22 protein-coding genes are annotated in these 15,885 nt (G+C 62.0%); 12 read left to right on the top strand and 10 right to left on the bottom strand.

Features of this window, described 5'->3' with window-relative positions; all coding sequences use genetic code 11:
• Window positions 1-308: 308 nt before the first annotated feature.
• From argF to ABEA02_RS17350, 5 genes are all read left to right on the top strand, one after another.
• Window positions 309-1,238, top strand: coding sequence for an ornithine carbamoyltransferase (gene argF, locus ABEA02_RS17370; RefSeq protein ID WP_345534363.1), 930 nt, complete (start codon window positions 309-311; stop codon window positions 1,236-1,238).
• Window positions 1,239-1,469: 231 nt separating this feature from the next.
• Window positions 1,470-1,682, top strand: coding sequence for a DUF2788 domain-containing protein (locus ABEA02_RS17365; protein WP_345534362.1), 213 nt, complete (start codon window positions 1,470-1,472; stop codon window positions 1,680-1,682).
• A 71-nt stretch (window positions 1,683-1,753) separates the two neighbouring features.
• Window positions 1,754-2,065 (top strand): pyrimidine/purine nucleoside phosphorylase, encoded by a 312-nt coding sequence (gene ppnP, locus ABEA02_RS17360; RefSeq protein WP_345534361.1) that lies wholly within the window; start codon window positions 1,754-1,756, stop codon window positions 2,063-2,065.
• Window positions 2,066-2,220: 155 nt separating this feature from the next.
• Complete coding sequence (locus ABEA02_RS17355) at window positions 2,221-2,718, top strand: YajQ family cyclic di-GMP-binding protein (protein WP_345534360.1); 498 nt, start codon at window positions 2,221-2,223, stop codon at window positions 2,716-2,718.
• Between the two features lie 82 nt (window positions 2,719-2,800).
• Window positions 2,801-3,001, top strand: coding sequence for a YjfB family protein (locus tag ABEA02_RS17350; protein WP_345534359.1), 201 nt, complete (start codon window positions 2,801-2,803; stop codon window positions 2,999-3,001).
• Window positions 3,002-3,025: 24 nt separating this feature from the next.
• On the opposite strand, the gene ABEA02_RS17345 is transcribed toward ABEA02_RS17350, so the two are convergent.
• From ABEA02_RS17345 to ABEA02_RS17315, 7 genes are all read right to left on the bottom strand, one after another.
• Window positions 3,026-3,970, bottom strand: a complete 945-nt coding sequence (locus ABEA02_RS17345; protein ID WP_345534358.1) for a hydrolase — start codon at window positions 3,968-3,970, stop codon at window positions 3,026-3,028.
• 82 nt (window positions 3,971-4,052) lie between these two features.
• Window positions 4,053-4,484 (bottom strand): YybH family protein, encoded by a 432-nt coding sequence (locus ABEA02_RS17340; protein ID WP_345534357.1) that lies wholly within the window; start codon window positions 4,482-4,484, stop codon window positions 4,053-4,055.
• A 50-nt stretch (window positions 4,485-4,534) separates the two neighbouring features.
• Complete coding sequence (locus ABEA02_RS17335; protein WP_345534356.1) at window positions 4,535-4,981, bottom strand: YiiD C-terminal domain-containing protein; 447 nt, start codon at window positions 4,979-4,981, stop codon at window positions 4,535-4,537.
• Window positions 4,978-5,979 carry a lipopolysaccharide heptosyltransferase II gene (gene waaF / locus ABEA02_RS17330; protein WP_345534355.1) on the bottom strand — a complete coding sequence of 334 codons (1,002 nt, stop codon included), beginning with the start codon at window positions 5,977-5,979 and terminating at the stop codon, window positions 4,978-4,980. Before waaF ends, ABEA02_RS17335 begins: the two co-directional genes overlap by 4 nt.
• On the bottom strand, window positions 5,976-6,482 hold the full coding sequence (locus ABEA02_RS17325) for a GNAT family N-acetyltransferase (RefSeq protein WP_345534354.1): 507 nt from the start codon (window positions 6,480-6,482) through the stop codon (window positions 5,976-5,978). Before ABEA02_RS17325 ends, waaF begins: the two co-directional genes overlap by 4 nt.
• 60 nt (window positions 6,483-6,542) lie before the next feature.
• Complete coding sequence (locus ABEA02_RS17320; RefSeq protein WP_345534353.1) at window positions 6,543-6,740, bottom strand: zinc-finger domain-containing protein; 198 nt, start codon at window positions 6,738-6,740, stop codon at window positions 6,543-6,545.
• Window positions 6,741-6,754: 14 nt separating this feature from the next.
• Complete coding sequence (locus ABEA02_RS17315) at window positions 6,755-7,675, bottom strand: branched-chain amino acid transaminase (protein WP_345534352.1); 921 nt, start codon at window positions 7,673-7,675, stop codon at window positions 6,755-6,757.
• A 92-nt stretch (window positions 7,676-7,767) separates the two neighbouring features.
• On the opposite strand from ABEA02_RS17315, the gene ABEA02_RS17310 reads away from it, so the two are divergent.
• The 4 genes from ABEA02_RS17310 to ABEA02_RS17295 all read left to right on the top strand — a co-directional run bounded on the left by ABEA02_RS17310 (window position 7,768) and on the right by ABEA02_RS17295 (window position 11,402).
• On the top strand, window positions 7,768-8,214 hold the full coding sequence (locus ABEA02_RS17310; protein WP_345534351.1) for an NUDIX hydrolase: 447 nt from the start codon (window positions 7,768-7,770) through the stop codon (window positions 8,212-8,214).
• 53 nt (window positions 8,215-8,267) lie between these two features.
• Window positions 8,268-9,362 (top strand): tRNA 2-thiouridine(34) synthase MnmA, encoded by a 1,095-nt coding sequence (gene mnmA, locus ABEA02_RS17305; protein ID WP_345534871.1) that lies wholly within the window; start codon window positions 8,268-8,270, stop codon window positions 9,360-9,362.
• A gap of 184 nt (window positions 9,363-9,546) precedes the next feature.
• Window positions 9,547-10,476 (top strand): ribosome biogenesis GTPase YlqF, encoded by a 930-nt coding sequence (gene ylqF, locus ABEA02_RS17300; protein ID WP_345534350.1) that lies wholly within the window; start codon window positions 9,547-9,549, stop codon window positions 10,474-10,476.
• Window positions 10,473-11,402 (top strand): DMT family transporter, encoded by a 930-nt coding sequence (locus ABEA02_RS17295; protein ID WP_345534349.1) that lies wholly within the window; start codon window positions 10,473-10,475, stop codon window positions 11,400-11,402. Before ylqF ends, ABEA02_RS17295 begins: the two co-directional genes overlap by 4 nt.
• Before the next feature lie 8 nt (window positions 11,403-11,410).
• Here ABEA02_RS17295 and ABEA02_RS17290 read toward each other — a convergent pair whose 3' ends face one another.
• The 3 genes from ABEA02_RS17290 to argC all read right to left on the bottom strand — a co-directional run bounded on the left by ABEA02_RS17290 (window position 11,411) and on the right by argC (window position 13,674).
• Window positions 11,411-12,061, bottom strand: a complete 651-nt coding sequence (locus tag ABEA02_RS17290; RefSeq protein WP_345534348.1) for a BON domain-containing protein — start codon at window positions 12,059-12,061, stop codon at window positions 11,411-11,413.
• Window positions 12,061-12,654: a phosphoheptose isomerase gene (locus ABEA02_RS17285; RefSeq protein WP_345534347.1), complete on the bottom strand. Its 594-nt coding sequence runs from the start codon at window positions 12,652-12,654 to the stop codon at window positions 12,061-12,063. The genes ABEA02_RS17290 and ABEA02_RS17285 overlap by 1 nt, the downstream gene beginning before the upstream one ends.
• A gap of 63 nt (window positions 12,655-12,717) precedes the next feature.
• Window positions 12,718-13,674, bottom strand: coding sequence for an N-acetyl-gamma-glutamyl-phosphate reductase (argC, locus tag ABEA02_RS17280; protein WP_345534346.1), 957 nt, complete (start codon window positions 13,672-13,674; stop codon window positions 12,718-12,720).
• A gap of 287 nt (window positions 13,675-13,961) precedes the next feature.
• Between argC and ABEA02_RS17275 the strand changes: the two genes are divergently transcribed.
• The 3 genes from ABEA02_RS17275 to ABEA02_RS17265 are packed head-to-tail and all read left to right on the top strand — an operon-like array spanning window position 13,962 to window position 15,869.
• Window positions 13,962-14,225, top strand: coding sequence for a BufA1 family periplasmic bufferin-type metallophore (locus ABEA02_RS17275; protein ID WP_345534345.1), 264 nt, complete (start codon window positions 13,962-13,964; stop codon window positions 14,223-14,225).
• Between the two features lie 49 nt (window positions 14,226-14,274).
• Window positions 14,275-15,108: an MNIO family bufferin maturase gene (gene bufB / locus ABEA02_RS17270; protein ID WP_345534344.1), complete on the top strand. Its 834-nt coding sequence runs from the start codon at window positions 14,275-14,277 to the stop codon at window positions 15,106-15,108.
• Entirely contained in the window at window positions 15,096-15,869 is a 774-nt protein-coding gene (locus ABEA02_RS17265) for an HvfC/BufC family peptide modification chaperone (protein WP_345534343.1), read from the top strand. Before bufB ends, ABEA02_RS17265 begins: the two co-directional genes overlap by 13 nt.
• Window positions 15,870-15,885 lie beyond the last annotated feature (16 nt).

Genomic DNA, 15,885 nt, shown 5'->3' with positions numbered 1-15,885 from the left:
TCTAAGCAAACACCGTGCTTGGTGCCGTTCAGGCTTGGCCACCCAGCTTGTCGGTTATGTGTCTACTGCGGCACTGCAGCAGCCAAAGTTTAACAGAAAGCGCTGTAAGGCCGCGCCAGCAAGGCCGGGCGGGGCTTGGCGAGAGGGTGGTATGGCAGGGGTGGCGGCTCGCAAGGCGTTCCTTTAAACTCCTCAGCCTTGGCGGCAATGAGGCCGCTTTTGTTTTTTGTGCCGTCGCGGATCAGGTTTGGGCACAGAAATGATGCGAGGCCTGACCGCACGAATGTTGCGCTGCGCCAGGATTACCCATGACGACACCGATCAAGCACTACCTGCAGTTCAAGGATTTCAGCCGCAAAGAGTACGAGCATCTGTTTGCCCGCACGCGCTGGATCAAGGAAAAGTTCAAGCGCTACGAACCCTATCACCCGCTGTTTGATCGCACGCTGGTGATGATCTTCGAGAAGGCCAGCACGCGTACGCGCCTGTCTTTCGAAGCAGGCATGTTCCAGCTAGGCGGATCGGCGATCTACCTGAACACGCGCGACTCGCAACTTGGGCGGGGTGAGCCGGTTGAGGACGCGGCACAGGTGATTTCGCGCATGTCTGACGTGGTGATGATCCGTACTTTCGAGCAGGGCATCGTTGAACGCTTTGCGGCGAACTCGCGCGTGCCGGTCATCAACGGCTTGACCAACGAATACCACCCCTGCCAGATCATGGCTGACATCTACACCTGGATTGAGCGCAACGGCTCCATCCAGGGTAAGACCGTGGCCTGGATCGGCGACTCCAACAACGTCTGCAACACTTGGCTGCAGGCCGCCGAGGTGCTGGATTTCAACGTCCACGTCTCGACGCCCGCAGGCTACGAAGTGGAGCCGGAGCGCGCCGGCTTGTATGGCACCGCCAACTTCGAGCAGTTCGCTGACCCGATGGAGGCCGCCAAAGGAGCTGACATCATCACTACCGATGTGTGGACTTCGATGGGCTTCGAAGCTGAAAACGAAGAGCGCCTGCGTGATTTTGCTGACTTCCAGGTCGATGCTGACATGATGCGCGTGGCCAACAAGGGCGCGGTATTCATGCACTGCTTGCCAGCGCATCGTGGCGAAGAGGTGAGCGCAGAAGTGATCGACGGGCCGCAGAGCGTCGTCTGGGAGGAGGCGGAAAATCGTCTCCACGTGCAGAAAGCGTTGCTGGAATACGTTCTTCTCGGCGAGGTTTCGCCGACCTGAGACGGGGTTTCTCCCGCCACAAAAAACCCCGCTTCAGCGGGGTTTTTCATTTTCGTTGCGCTGGGTCAAGAAGTCGCTTTGTCGGACGAATTGCTCTATCAGAGCATCAATTTATCGGATTGTGCATTGCCGCAATCGGTCGTTAGAATTGTTGCCTGAGAGAAGGTTTTTTCCTGTCGAGCCTGATCATCAAGGCCCGACAGGAAAATTCCCTCTATCTGGAGCTTTATCGTGTTTGCCGGTCTCAGCTTTGCCGAATTCGAAGACATATCTCTCAAGTTGCTGCTCAGTGGCTTGATTGGCTACATGCTGTTCATTATCTGGAGCCTGGCGCGGGAGTCACGCGCCGGCCGTTACGGCTCCGCCTGGCTGTTTTTTGCACTCGGCTTCGGCATGTTCGGTTTCATGGCCAAGGAAGTGATCGCCAAAGTGCTCGGCATCTGAGCTGACGTCACGCCGCAACAGGGGCTCCGGTATAATTCGGGGCCTTTTTTCATTCCATTCAGAGAGTTGCCATGAGTCAGTTCGATAATGTGTCGGTCGTCAAGAAAGCCAATGTTTACTTTGACGGCAAGTGCGTCAGCCACACGATCGTGCTGGCAGACGGTACGAAGAAGTCGGTCGGTGTCATCCTGCCCGCCAGCCTGACCTTCAACACCGGCGCTCCCGAGATCATGGAAACCGTGGCCGGCAGCTGCCGTGTCCGCCTCAAGGGCGAGACGGAATGGAAGACCTACGGCGAGGGCCAGAGCTACAACGTGCCGGCCAATTCGAGTTTCGACATCGAAGTCGACGAGGCCTATCACTACGTCTGCCACTTCGGCTAAGAACGCCGCGCTGCGCTACTGCGCGGCCGGCTTGCCGCGTTGGCGTGCTCGACGTACTTTATGTACGTCTGCGCGCGCCGCCTTGCCATCCGGCCGCTTGCTACGCGCATCGCGCCATTCTCTGCGTTTGAGCGGATTCGTTTTCGGAGTTTTTCATGCCTTCTTTTGACGTCACCAACGAAGTCGACTGGGTCGAAGTGCATAACGCTGTCGATCAGTCGAACAAGGAAGTCGGAAATCGGTTCGACTTCAAGGGCTCGGACGCGCGTATCGAGCTGACCGGCAAGGACAAGGAAAAGTCGCTCACCCTGTTTGCAGACAACGATTTCCAGCTCGATCAGGTGTGGGACATCGTGACGGGCAAGTTCGCGAAGCGCGGCGTCGATGTGCGCTGCATGGAGCGCAAAGACGTCGAGACGATAAGCGGTAATAAAGTTAAGCAGCTGGTGACCGTTAAAGCCGGTATCGATACCGAGCTGGCCAAGAAGATCGTACGGATCATCAAGGACAGCAAGCTGAAGGTTCAGGGTAGCATCCAGGGTGATACAGTGCGCGTCACCGGCGCCAAGCGCGATGTGCTGCAGGAAACCATCGCCTTGCTTAAAAAGTCGATCACCGACTTCCCGCTCCAGTTCGGCAATTTCCGCGAATAGGTATTTGCCTGTTTGCCGGCGTGGATGGCCCGTAGCCATCCTTTGTCGAAGTCGCTCGCCCGACTGTCGCAGGAGTCGCAACATGGACGATCTGGTTGGCAGTGTGACCCGTGGTCTGACCACGGAGAGCGTAAGCAGTGTGCGTGGCGAGGCCCAAGTAGCCGTGCTCAAGAAGGCCGTCGACGCTGAGGCACAACAGGCTGCGCAGTTGGTGGAGGCGCTGCCCAAGTTGCCGCCGGTGTCACCAGGTCAGCCTGGCGGCATCATCAATACGCGCGCCTGAGGCCTCCGCCGCTCTGCGCGGCGTTCAACTCTCGAAATAGCTGAGGATGCGGTTCGGAAGCCAGTCGAGCCGCCCCGGGAAGCGTCCGGTCACGAATCCCACGTGGCCGCCCTGATCCGGCTGTTCCAGCGTGACGACGGGCGACACCTCACGCTTGCGCGGCAAGGCGCTGCGCGGCATGAAGGGGTCGTTCTTCGCATTCAACACCAGCGTCGGTACCGTGATCTGCGTCAGCAGGCGTTTTGACGATGCGCGTTCCCAGTAGTCGTGCACGTTGCGGTAGCCGTGAACGGGCGCCGTGTAGGCATCGTCGAAATCGAACAGGGTCTTGGCTTTCGCTGCCCGTTGCGTGTCGAAGAGTTCGGGGTACTTCTGCGCCTTGAGCGCCGCGTTGCGCCGCATCGTCTTGAGGAAGTGGCGCGTATAGACTTTATTGAAGCCTTTGCCCAGATGCATGCCGGCAGCAGTGAGATCCAGCGGAGCCGAGATGGCGGCGGCCTTGGTGACGATCTGGAAAGCCGACTCGCAGCGCGTGCCCAGCCAGCACAGCAGGGCGTTGCCGCCGAGTGATACGCCGACGGCGTAGATGGGTACGTTCTTGAAGCCGCCAGCAAGCTTGCGGATGATCCAGTCGACTTCGTCCGCATCGCCTGAGTGATAGGCGCGACCCAGCCGGTTGGGCTCGCCGGAACAGCCGCGAAAATGCACGACCACACCATTCCAGCCTCGGGCTGCTACGGCGCGCATCAGGGCGCGGGCGTAGTGGCTGTTGCTGGAGCCTTCAAGGCCATGGAACAGCACCACCAGCGGCGTATCCTTGCGCGTGGGTAGACAGTCGATGTCGATGAAGTCGCCGTCTGGCGTGTCCCAGCGCCGACGCTTGAACTTGGGCGCAGGCCCCTTGATGGCGAGTGGCCAGATGGTTTGCAGATGTGGGTTGCTGAGCCACTTGGGCGCTTCGTAACGCATGGTCGTCGAGGAAACGTTCCACTAAACGAGCGAGTTTAATGACGGGCGCGCCAGACGGTAGTTGCAGCGGCGTCGCCGGCTGCTAGTGAACGATGCGCGGTGTTTCCTGCAACAGCAGGCCGTCGGTATCGGGCGCCGGCGAGGTGTGGTGCAGGATCATTTGCCAGCCCTGTGCGCCGCGCGAATAGACGTTGGTGGCGATCATGGGCGGGGCCATGGTGTCTTCGCCCTCGATGCTCACGTGTTCGAGTACGCAGTGCACCGCGATCAGCATGGCTTGCGTCTTGACCGGGTGGCTGGTGCGTACGCGGATCTTCATGCCGCTGGCAAAGAGCTGGCGCCAGGCTTCACGGATGGCTGCCAGACCCGTGAAGCGCGACCCGCCGGGCTGTACGCAGACCACGTCATCGTCTTCGGACCAGACGGCCATCATGGCGTCCAGATCACCTTGCGTCAGCGCCTCGTAGAAGGCTTGCTCGGCGTCATCCGGTGTGGCGAAGATGGTTTTGGCCATGAAGAGGGCGATGTGTTGTGGGGTGTGCCGTGTTGAGAGGCCCGTGAATGCTACACCAAGCGCAGCGCCACGAAATCGCCGACGAAGGTAGCGGCGAGCACGTCGCCAGAGCGGACGCTGGCAGACAGGGTGATACGTGCGCGGCCGCGTTGTGCCAGGGTGTCGAGAAAACGGTTCCAGACTTCAACGCCCGGTGCATGGGCCGTGGCGGTGAAATCCCCTGCTACGGGTTGGCTGTAGTCAACCGTGTTGCGGCGAATGACCAGGCGCGGCAGCGGGTCGAGCGTGTCGGTGCCGACGCGCAGCAGGGACCACGCCGCAAGCGTAGCCAGTGTGGAAATGCTGCCGCCGAAGGCTGTGCCGCGGTGGTTGATGTTGGGCGCCAGTGGGGCGGCGAGCGTCACGCTGCCTTGGGCGAGCGACTGGACCGTGACGCCCATGGCCTGCGACAGCGGGATATGGGCGTAGAGATAATCGAGCAGGGCCTGCTGGTTCATGGCGCGACTGTAGCCCCAACCTGTTCCGGCGTGATGTGGTTGAGGCAGTTCAGATGGCCCAGCGGGCACTCGCGCATGAAGCAGGGGCTGCATTCGAGCTTGAGCGAGATGATCTTGGCCTTGTCTGACAGCGGCGGGGTGTAGCCGGGGCTTGATGACCCGAACAGCGCGGTGAGCGGCACGTCGAGCGCGGCGGCAACGTGCATGAGGCCGGAGTCGTTGGTGACGACATGGCGCGCCGAAGCGATGAGGTGCAGGGCCTGATCGAGGCCCGTGACGCCGCACAGGTTGCGGGCCGAGCCGTCGGAGAGGCGCACGATTTCTTCGCCGACCGGCGCATCCTTCTTCGAGCCCAGCAGCCACACCGGGATGCCTTGTGCCGCGAGCTGGCGGGCCAGTGCGGCGTAGTGCTGCTCGGGCCAGCGCTTGGCCGGGCCGAACTCGGCGCCGGGGCAGAACACGACAGGGGCTGGGGATGCGCTCAGGGCAAGGCTCTGCAGGGTGTCTGCCGTGGCCGCCGCATCCAGCTTGAGTCGTGGCGATGGCAGCGGCCGGGGCAAGGGCTGGTGCGGTTCTTCAGCCAGCACCGCATAGCGTTCCACCTGCAGCGGCAACGCGGTCTTGTCGAGCGTGTGGCGTACATTGATGAGGCCGTAGCGCGATTCACCCGTGAAGCCGACCCGCTTCGGGATGCCGGCGAAGAACGGAATCAGGGCGGACTTGAGCGAGTTGGGCAGCACATAAGCCGCATCGTAGCCGCGCGCTTTGAGCTGCCGGCCCAGTGCCCAGCGCTCACGCAGGCGCAACGCGCCGTGACCGAAGGGGTTGTCGATGACTTCGCCATCAACCTCAGGCATCGCGCTCAGCACGGCAGCTACCCAGGGCGGGGCGAGGGCATCGATGCGGGCATCCGGATACTTCGCACGCAGGCGCATGAACAGCAGCTGCGCGGCGACGGTGTCGCCGATCCAGGAGGGGGTGACGATGAGGATTTTCATTGCGCCATGTCCGGGTGCAGCAGCGCCATGACCAGTGAGTCCTGATATTGGCCGTCGATGCAGATGGCGGCGACGCGGCGGCCTTCATGGCGGAAGCCCAGGCTTTCGTAGAGTCGCAGGCCGCGCTGGTTGCTGTACAAGACGCCCAACTCGATGCGCGTGAAACCGCGCGCCCAAGCACTGCTGATCGTTTGTGCCATCAGTTCGCGGCCAATGCCGCGACCACGCCACTCTGGCAGCAGACCGATACCGAGAATGCCTCCGTGGCGAACAGCGTCCTGTCTCAGTCGTACGACATCGCACCAGCCCACCACGTGCCCACCGTTCAGTACGACGAACTGGGGATTGCCACTGCGCAGGTTGCCTTCGACGAAGTTGCGTGTTTCATCCAGCGGTGGGGCAGCAGTGAATGCGAGGTATTGCTTCTCGCGCGCAACCGCATCGACTGCGGCATGGAAGCCCGGGATGTGCTGCTCGCTGATGTGCTCGATCCGGTAGCTCATTGCGACATCTTGAATGAAACGGGCCGCATCTGCGGCCCGTCCGTGGTTTGAAGCGTGTGGTCAGTGACCCTTGGGCGCTTCACCATGCAGCACATACTTCGCGCCGCAGTACGGGCACTTGGCGTCGCCCGTCCTGGTCACGTCGAGGAACACGCGCGGGTGGCGCGCCCACAGCGGTGCGCCCGGCTGCGGGCAATGCAGAGGCAGGTCCTTGGCTTCGACGGCGATGGGTTGCGACTTGTCGGTGTTTTCAGCCATGGCGATGCTCCTGATTACACAAAGGCCAGCCAGCCATCGTGCTCGGGCAGGCGGCCATTCACGAGGTCAAAGAAGCGGGCCTGGATCTTCGTGGTGATCGGGCCGCGCTTGCCTTCGCCGATCTGGCGGTTGTCGAGCTCGCGCACCGGGGTCACTTCGGCAGCGGTGCCGGTGAAGAAGGCTTCGTCGGCGATGTAGATGTCGTCGCGCGTCAGGCGGCGGGTCTGCACCGTGTAGCCGAGCTCCTTGGCCAGCGTGTGGATGGTGTTGCGCGTGATGCCGGTCAGCGCGGAAGCGATCTCGGGCTCGTAGATCACGCCGTCCTTGACGATGAAGAGGTTCTCGCCAGCGCCTTCGGCCACGAAGCCGTCGGTGTCGAGCAGCAGCGCTTCATCGTAGCCATCCTGCGTGGCTTCGAGGTTGGCGATGATGGAGTTGGCGTAGGTGGTAGCCACCTTGGCGCGCGGCATGGTCACATTGACGTGGTGGCGCGAGAAGGACGAAGTCTTCACGCGGATACCCTTTTCGAGGCCTTCTGCGCCGAGGTAGGCGCCCCAGGGCCAGGCGGCGATGGCCACATGCACGGTGGCGCCGCGCGTCGAGATGCCCATCTTCTCCGAGCCGTAGTAGGCGAGCGGGCGCAGATAACAGCTCTCGAGCTTGTTGGCGCGCACGACTTCCTTCTGTGCTTCGTTGATCTCGTCCTTGGAGAACGGGATCTTCATCATGTAGATGTGGGCCGAGTTGAAAAGGCGGTCCGTGTGCTCCTTGAGGCGGAAGATCGCCGTGCCACGGTTGGTGTTGTAGGCGCGCACGCCTTCGAACACCGACAGGCCATAGTGCAGGGAGTGGGTCAGTACGTGCGTGGTTGCCTCGCGCCAGGGCACCAGCTTGCCATCCATCCAGATGAATCCGTCGCGATCAGCCATCGACATGAGACTTGCTCCCGTTTCCGTTCGGTGAAAAACCGCGATTTTAGCGTAAGACGGGACGTAAAATACCGGCTTTGGTATCTGCGGAGCTCAGCATGGTCTGGAAACCCAATGTCACGGTGGCCGCCGTGGTGCATCGCGAAGGGCGTTTCCTGCTCGTCGAGGAGCACACGGATACCGGCATACGTCTGAATCAGCCGGCTGGCCACCTCGAAGAGGGCGAGTCCTTGCTTGCCGCTTGCGTCCGCGAGGCGCTGGAGGAAACAGGGCACCACGTCGAGCCGACGGCGCTGCTGGGCGTCTACCAATGGCCGCGGCCGCAGGGCGACATCACCTATCTGCGCTTTGCCTTCATCTGTGAGGTGAAAAGCTTTGACAGTACGCGCTCGCTCGATCAAGGCATCATCGGTGCGACTTGGCTGACGCTGACCGAGCTGGAGGAGCAGGCCGGGCGGCATCGCAGCCCGCTGGTGCTGCAATGTGTGCAGGACTATGTGAACGGACGCAGCTTTCCGCTGGAGTTGATCCGTCATTACGATTAGAACGACCAGGTCCTTACGAGATGAATGAAGCAGGTTTGAAAGACGGGCAGGGCATGAAGGTCGTTGTCGGTATGTCCGGCGGCGTGGATTCGGCAGTGTCCGCATGGTTGCTGAAGCAGGCGGGTTACGACGTGACCGGCCTGTTCATGAAGAACTGGGAGGACGACGATGACGACGAGTACTGCTCGACGCGCGAAGACCTCGTCGATGTGGCGTCGATCTGTGACGTGATCGGCATGGAGCTGGAGGTCGTGAACTTCAGCAAGGAATACAAGGACCGCGTTTTCGCCGACTTCCTGCGCGAATACGAAGCCGGCCGCACGCCCAATCCGGACATCCTGTGCAACAGCGAGATCAAGTTCAAGGCCTTCCTCGACCATGCGATGGATCTGGGCGCGGACAAGATCGCCACCGGCCACTATGCCGGCGTGCGCGAATGGACGAGCGACGGTCGCACCGAGTACCAGTTGCTCAAGGCCGAAGACGGTACAAAGGACCAGAGCTACTTCCTCTACCGTCTCAACCAGGCGCAACTCGCGAAGACGATCTTCCCGCTGGCGAATGTTTACAAGCGCGACGTGCGCGGCATGGCCGAGAAGGCCGGCCTGCATGTGCACGACAAGAAGGATTCCACCGGCATCTGCTTCATTGGCGAGCGCCCGTTCCGCGAGTTCTTGATGCGTTATCTGCCGACGAAACCGGGCGAGATCCGCTCGCTCGATGACAATCGTTTGCTCGGCGAGCACCAGGGCCTGATGTATCACACCATCGGCCAGCGCAAGGGCCTGCACATCGGCGGCATCAAGGGCAATGACACGGCCGGCGATCACGAAGCCTGGTACGTGGCCGGAAAGGACATGCAGGCCAACGTGCTGTACGCCGTGCAGGGCCACGAACATCCGGCCCTGCATCGCGAGCGACTCGTGGCGCAGGATCTCAACTGGATCGCTGGCCGTGCGCCGCGCACCAACTGGGTCTACACCGCCAAGCCGCGTTACCGCACGCCGGATCAGCCCTGCGAGGTAGATCGCGTGGCGGACAGCGAAGCCGAGATCGCTTTCGCCGCGCCACAGTGGGCTGTGACGCCTGGGCAGTCGGTGGTGCTGTACGAGAGCCGGGTGTGTCTCGGTGGCGGGATCATCGTCTGATATTCGCTCTATTCGTCATCCCCGCGAAGGCGGGGATCCAGCGACTTTCAGAATGTATTCAAACGACACTGGATTCCCGCTCCAGCCCTCTCCCCCAACCCCTCTCCCACAAGCGGGCGAGGGGAGCATGGAGCAGCTTTGCTGGTCGTAAATCTGGCGGGAATGACGGTTAAGGATTCAAGTAATGGCAGCCATCCAGTGGTTCCCCGGTCACATGAACTCGGCGCGCAAGAAAGCCGCCGAGAACATGGAGTTCACCGATGTCGTGATCGAGGTTGTCGACGCACGCCTGCCGGCGGCGAGCAGCAATCCGATGATCGAGGAGTTGCGCAAGTTCCGCCAGCGGCCCTGTCTCAAGCTGCTCAACAAGGCTGACATCGCGGATCCCAAGGCGACGCAGGCGTGGATAGAGCATTTCGCCGGCACGCCGGGCATGAAGGCCATGGCGGTGTCGTTCAAGAAGGCCTCCGACGTGGCGAAGATCGTTGGCTGGTGCCGCCAGCTGGCGCCGCATCGCGGTTCGCCCGACAAGCAGCTGCGCATGATGATCATGGGCATCCCGAACTGCGGAAAGTCCACCCTCATGAACGCGTTGATGAAGCGCAAGGTCGCCGCTGTCGGTGATGAGCCGGCGGTGACCAAGTCGGCGCAGCGGCTGGAGATCAACAGCAGCACCGTGCTCATCGACACGCCGGGATTGATGTGGCCGAAGATCGAATTCCCGTCCGATGGCTACATGCTGGCGGCGAGTCATGCCATCGGCACCAATGCGGTGATCGATGATGAGGTGGCCTTCTTTCTCGGTAACCTGCTTCTTGAGCGCTACGCGGGTCTTGTCGCGCAGCGGTATGGCTTCGATGTGTCGGGTCTGGATGGCGTCGGGCTCATCGAGCGCATTGCTACCCGGCGTGCCTGGCGCGTGAAGGGCGGCGAGCTGGATATCGAAAAGGCTGCGCTGGCCTTCCTCAAGGACTACCGCACCGGTGTCATCGGCCGCATCAGTCTTGAGACGCCCGCATCGCGTGCGCAGATGATCGAGATTGCACGCGCAACCGTGCCCGAGGACAACGGTGCCGACAAGCCGGAGGATGCCGCAGGAGACGCGGCAGGGTGAGCCAGCAGCGACAGTTCTTCACCCGCACCTGGGTTGTCGTTGTGCTGGCCAGTTTGTGTTGCCTGTTGTGGGGCAGCTCCTACCCGGCGATCAAGAATGGCTACGCGATGTTCGGCATCGCCCCGCAGGACGTGCCTTCGAAGATGGTGTTCGCAGGTTATCGCTTCGCGGCAGCCGGTCTGATCCTGTTGCTCATGTCAGCCATCGGCGGACGCTCCGTGTTCCGCATCAGCGCGGCCGGTTGGCGCCAGCTGTGGCTGCTGGGCACGACGCAGACGGCGATCCAGTACGTGTTCTTCTACATCGGTCTGGCCTACACCACGGGGGTGAAGAGCTCGATCATGAATGCGACGGTGAGCTTCTTCAGCGTGCTGATCGCCCACTTCCTCTATCGCGATGACCGCCTGACCTGGCAGCGCACGGCGGGCTGCCTGATCGGCTTTGCGGGCGTGATGGTGGTGAATCTCGGGCGCGGTGGACTGGACTTCGATTTCACCCTGCTCGGTGAGGGCTTCGTGGTCATCGCCGCCTTCATCCTTGCGGCAGCGTCGATTTACGGCAAACGCGTGTCGCAAGGCATGGATGGTGTGCTGATGACGGGTTGGCAGCTGTTCTTCGGTGGTGTGTTGCTGCTCGTCGGTGGCTATGCGGCGGGTGGGCACATCAGCGGCTTTACGTTTGCTTCGACGGCGCTGCTGGCTTACCTCGCCGTGTTGTCTTCAGCCGCCTTCTCGCTGTGGAGCCTGCTGCTGAAGTACAACAGCGTGGGCAAGGTCACCATCTTCAACTTCCTCGTACCCATCTTCGGCGCACTGCTGTCAGCGGTGTTTCTTGACGAGAGCATTCTCGAGTGGAAGAACCTCGTGGCGCTGCTGCTGGTGTGCGGGGGGATCTGGTTGGTGACGCGGGAGCGCTCGTCAGCCTGAGTTCCCGGTCAGCGCTGGCTGGTCGGAGAGTTTGACGGCTCCAGCTTCTTGTCCAGTCGCTTGATCTCTTCGTCGCTGATCACTTCAATGACGCTGACAACCTTGGTGACGTTGCGCGTGGTGCTGGCGATCTTGACGGCAGCGTCCGCTTCGCTCTGGCCGAGCAGGCCCATCAGGTAAACGATGCCTGATTCGGTCACGACCTTCACGTGGTGGCCCGAGACACTCTTGAGTTCAGGATCGAACAGGCGCGTCTTCACCGACGAGGTGATCAGGCGGTCGCTGGCGCCCGTGCCGAAGGTGGCGGGCCAGCCGACCGTGACTTCGTCGAACACGCTGGCGACACCCTCGGTTTCACGGGCGAGCTTTGCGGCTTCTGCCTTGTAAGACTCGCTGAGCGCCTGACCGGTGAGCAGCACGCGTTTGTTGAACACGGTGGTGGAGACGTTGGCCTTGTCATCGAGCTTGCGGTTGATGGCGCGCATGATCTTGACCTCCAGCTCTTGGTCCTTGTACTGCTCGGCGTAGGTGCGGCGATCAATCGTGGAGGCCACGCCGGTGCCGACGCCGCCGGCGATCAGGGGCACGCAGGCGCTGAGGCTGCTGGCCAGCAGGCCGGCGATCAGCAGGTTCTTGAGTAGGGCTTTGAAGGTGTTCATCAGTTTTCTTCTCCCATCAACAGGCAATCGATGCCGTCGCAGAGGCAGTGGAGGGCGAGCAGGTGGACTTCCTGGATGCGCGCCACGCGATCGTGGGGCGCACAGATATGGATGTCCTGTTCGCCGAGGAGTTCCGTGACGTGGCCGCCGTTGCGGCCGGTGAGGGCGACGACGCGCATGTCGCGTTCGTGTGCGGCCTGGATGGCAGACAGCACGTTGTCCGAGCGGCCACTGGCCGAGATGACCAGCAGGACATCACCGGGCTGGCCCAGCGTGGCAATCTGCCGCGCGAAGACCTGGCCGTATTGGTAGATGTTGGCGAGCGACGTGAGTACTGCAGTGTCGGCCGATAGCGACACCACGGCCAGCTGGGGGCGGTCGCGTTCGAAGCGGCCCATCATCTTGGCGACGAAGTGTTGCGCGTCGGCAGCCGAGCTGCCATTGCCGCACGCGAGGATCTTGCCGTTACCGAGCAGACTTTCGACCATCACTTCGGCGGCGAGTGCGATGGGGCCGGAGAGGACCTCGGACGACGAGCGCAGCGTGCGTGCGCTTTCGTCAAACTGGGCTTCGATGCGGCTGAGAAGATCCACGTATGACTCCGGAAAATGACGCGGCATGGTAGCACGCGTCATTTGCCGGCCCGGTGCGCGGCGTCAGGCGGCGAGGCCGCGTGCTTCGTCGAGACCCAGCATGATGTTCATGCACTGGATGGCCGCACCCGAAGCGCCCTTGCCGAGATTATCGAAGCGGCAGGCTGGCAGCAGCTGTTCGTCATGACCGAAGACGAAGACCTCGGCACGGTTGGTGTCGTTGCAGGTGGTGGCGGGCAGGAAGCCCGCGTCCAGCACAGGCGTCGCATCGAGCGGCATGGTCTTGACGAAGGTCTGACCCGCGTAGTGTTCGCTGTAGAGCGCATGCAAGTCGGCCGGACTCACTTTGCGGGCGAGGAGGCGCGCGATCAGCGGCACCGATACCACCATGCCTTGCGCGAAGTTGCCGACGATGGGGTTGAACAGCGGCTTGTGGGCGAGGCCCGTGAGCGCCTGCATCTCGGCGAGGTGCTTGTGCGTGAGCCCTAGCGCATAGAGGCGTGGGCTGCGCAGGATGTCCTGCTCCCCGCGTGCTTCGTAGTCGGCAATCATTTCCTTGCCACCGCCGCTGTAGCCGGTGATCGAGAAGGTGCTGACCGGATAGTCGGCAGGCACGATGCCGGCGGCAACCAGCGGCGCCATCAGCAGGATGAAGCCGGTGGCATGGCAACCCGGATTGGCGACCTTCTGTGCGCTGCGGATGCGCTCGCGCTGACCGCCGTTGAGTTCGGGCAGCCCGTAGACCCAGTCGGGATTCGTGCGGTGCGCTGTGCTGGCATCGATGAAGCGCGTGCGCGTGTTGCCCGCTGCGAGCAGGGCGACGGATTCTTTCGAGGCAGCGTCGGGCAGACACAGGAAAACGATATCTGCATCGTTGATGAAGCGTGCCTTGACGGCGGGGTCCTTGCGTTGGTCTTCAGGAATCGTGAGGACTTCGATCTCATCGCGGCCAGCCAGCCGCTCGTCGATCTTGAGCCCGGTCGTGCCGTGACGGCCGTCGATGAAAACCTTGTAAGTCATGGTGCCTCTGCCAGAATCGGGTGTGGAATCAGATGTGAAGCCTGCATTGTGGCGGCTGCGCAGGGCTTGTTCAAGTTACGGTTTTGCGCGGCAGATGCCAGCTCGCAAGATTCTCTTATGCAAGGCATGTAAGGAATGCACACCCTACCGGGTCTTGTGCAGTGACAGGACGGTTCGCCGCCTGGCAAACGTCGTGACAACTTGGTGACAAGTGAGTGACAAGTGTTTTCCCCTAGCCCCAGGCCATCCCGGCTTGTAAGGCATATCAACGCAACAGGAGTCTTTACATGAACAAGCAGATCCTCATCCGTGCCGCCCTCGCATCCGTCGTTGCACTGGGCGCTGTCAGCCAATCCGCCGTTGCTGCGGACGAAAAGGAAAAGTGTTTTGGCGTGGCCAAGGCTGGCGCCAATGACTGCGCTTCGAGCGATGGCTCGCACTCGTGCGCCGGCCAGGCCAAGATGGACAAGAGCCCGACCGACTGGAAGTACGTTGCCAAGGGCACGTGCGAAAAGATGGGTGGCATGACCAAGGCCCCGATGAAGAAGTAATGCCTGATTGCGCCTGGGTGACGGTGTCGTTGCCCGGGCGCTTTTCACCATGATGAATCACATCAAACCGGATTACACAGGCATCGGCCTGCGCGCACCGCATTACGCACAGGTGCTCGAAGAGCGGCCGTCGCTGGGCTTTCTGGAAGTCCACTCCGAGAATTTCTTCCACGCTGGTGGTGCCAGCCTGCATATGTTGCAGCGTGCGCGTGAGTGCTATCCGCTGAGCCTGCATGGCGTGGGCTTGTCGCTGGCGTCGGCTGATGCGTTGGCCCTGCCGCATCTGGAAAAGCTTGCTTCGCTCGTCGAGCGGGTAGAGCCCGCGCTGGTGTCGGAGCACCTGTGTTGGGGCGCCATCGATGGCGAGCATTTCAACGACCTGCTGCCCTTCCCGCATACGAGCGAGGCATTGCAGATCGTGACCGAGCGCGTCGAGCGGGTGCAGGCGCGATTGAAGCGCCAGATCCTGCTTGAGAACCTGTCTGCCTATGTCGCGTTCCGCGACTGCGACATGAGCGAGTTCGATTTCCTTGCCGAGCTGGTGCGCCGCACAGGATGTGGCGTGCTGCTCGACATCAACAACCTTTACGTCAATGCCTGCAACTTCGATTTCGACGCGCGACAGGAGTTGGCCCGAGTGCCCTGGGATGCCGTGGGCGAGATCCATCTCGCGGGCCATAGCGTCGGCGAGCTCTGCCTGATTGATACGCACGGCAGCCGTGTTTGCGACGAAGTGTGGGCGCTCTATCGCGAGGCGGTCGCGCTGGGTGGGCCGAGGCCAACCCTCATCGAGTGGGACACCGACATTCCTGCGCTGGAAGTGCTGCGTGACGAAGCGGCGCGTGCCGCAGCCATCAACCGGGAGCAGACATGCCCAGCCTGATCGACGTTCAGCGTCGCTTTGCGAACGTGCTGCGCGCAGGGCAGGGCGAGGCCGACATGCTCGCTTGCCTGCAGGGCGATGCCCAGCGCAACGCGAGCCTGCTGGCGGTATATCGCGGCAACGCCGTCGCTAACGCGCACAAGGCGCTGCAACTGGCGTATCCGGTGATTTGCCAGATTGTTGGAGAAGACTTCTTCGAGGGACTGGCGCGCGCATATCGCGACAGTCATGCCTCGCGCTCTGGCGATCTCAACGAGTACGGTGCTGACTTTGCGGATTTCCTTGCTGAGTTCGAGCATGTTGCGGATATGCCTTATCTGCCTGCCGTGGCGCAGCTGGAGTGGGCGGTCACCGAGGCGGAGAGGGCGGCCGATCATGTACCGCTGTCGATGGCCGAACTCGCCAGTTTTGCCCCGGAGCAATTGGGCGATCTGCAGCTCGGTCTGCAAGCCGCAGCGTGTCTCGTGCGGGCGGACTTTCCTGTCGCCAGCATCTGGCTGCAGCACCAGCCGGCCTACGACGGCGCCTTGAATATCGATTTGGGCGTCGCCGAGTGCTGCATCGTGCATCGCATCGGTTGGCATGCCGCAGTGTTGCCAGTGGTGGTGGCAGAGCTGGCCTTCTGGCAAACCGCGCAAAGCGGTGCGCCACTGGCCACGATGCTCGACGCAGCGTTCTCGCTGGACGAAGATTTTGACGTGCAGACGGCGCTATCGCGCGGTTTCACGGCAGAGCTGGTGACCCGCCTCCAGCTTGCTTGAGATTTCCCCATCCGGT

Origin of the sequence: Viridibacterium curvum, assembly GCF_039544165.1 — a bacterium.
GTDB lineage: Bacteria > Pseudomonadota > Gammaproteobacteria > Burkholderiales > Rhodocyclaceae > Viridibacterium > Viridibacterium curvum.
Note: the sequence above shows the minus strand (reverse complement) of the source record. Positions and strands in the feature narration are given on the sequence as shown.